Origin of the sequence: Acinetobacter sp. SM1B, assembly GCF_003289665.1 — a bacterium.
Lineage (GTDB): Bacteria > Pseudomonadota > Gammaproteobacteria > Pseudomonadales > Moraxellaceae > Acinetobacter > Acinetobacter schindleri.
Window position 1 is genome coordinate 1 of record NZ_QMBM01000023.1, and the last position, 1,284, is coordinate 1,284.

General features: G+C 38.5%; 1 protein-coding gene. It reads right to left on the bottom strand.

The window, feature by feature from the left end; translation table 11 throughout:
* Nucleotides 1-110 precede the first annotated feature (110 nt).
* Complete coding sequence (locus C8322_RS14210; RefSeq protein WP_008306420.1) at nucleotides 111-1,157, bottom strand: hypothetical protein; 1,047 nt, start codon at nucleotides 1,155-1,157, stop codon at nucleotides 111-113.
* Nucleotides 1,158-1,284: the final 127 nt, after the last annotated feature.

Below are 1,284 nucleotides of genomic sequence, written 5' to 3' on the forward strand. Positions count from 1 at the left end.
TATTAACCAAAAAGAAGATCGTTTTTTGATTTATGAAAGAGATCTAATAAACACCCCCCCAATCAATAATAAAAAGCCCCGGCAATACGGGGCTTTTTTGACATCTCGAATTATTGTTGATCCCCAATAATGGTAGACCACAGCAGTTCATCAATTTCACTGCCATTGAAATAAACAGTAGCCTTCAATGATTCAGGCTGGTTCTGTTTGACTTCAATCACCTGATCATAACTGTCATCAATTCTAAGCACACCCTCTTTTGGTAAATGCTTATAGTTATTTAATACGGTTTCATCCATTTTAAATGGTGTCGTGGTATTAAAATCAAAACTGTAACGATAATCTGCCAGATCAGGCTGACCGATAATTGTACCGCGACTGGTTAAGGTACGAATCCCATTGCTACCACTGCCATAATCATCGACCAGGCTATAATTATAATTACGTACTTGCAGATATTCTTTGCTCTTTGTATCAAACGCGGCTCCAGAAGTACCCGCCTGATCGGTCTCGGCTATACGCTGGAATTCCAACTGATCGATTTGATAAGATTCGGATTGCCCCATTTCATTTTTAGTTTTACGATGCACAATCGTGCCAGAAATCAGGTAGTCGTCCTTGAGATTAAAATCTACATTTGAACCATAACGGACATTCCTAAAGTTTAAAGTCGTCGTGTCACCATTCACCGTCTGAGTAATGGTTGAGCCTTTACGATAAGTTTTATCCAGGATAATACAGTTATCTTTATCCGTTTTTAATTTCAGCGTTTTAACTGCACCATTGGTAGTTACTTCTGAACAGATCAGATTTGGATATTTAATACTATTGATGCCCAGATTATAAATTTTGATGATACGTGCAGTACGTCCATAAGGATAATCTGCAAATACCTCACCAATCATGTGACCTAGAGCAACATTATAGTCGGTATCATTACTGGTATTTCCGGAAATTTTATCGCGAATTTTCTTTACAATGTCCTGATCTTCAAACGGAACAAATTCCTCTGAAAGCTCAGGGGAAATACTTTCCTTTGGAACATTTGGAGGCGTAGTCACTATAGGACTGTCTGAGCTGCTTCCCCCACCACCGCCACAGGCACTCATTAAACCCGAGACAAAAGCGAGTCCAAAGATAGAAATCTGCTTTTTCATAAAATTTATTCCCTAAAATTTCTTTGCATTTTTATTTGGTGATCACTAAAGGTTGGCCATCTCGAAACTGAATAGCTCAGAGGTGGTCCCACTTGTTTGAACAACTAAAAGCGTATTTATAAGTGAT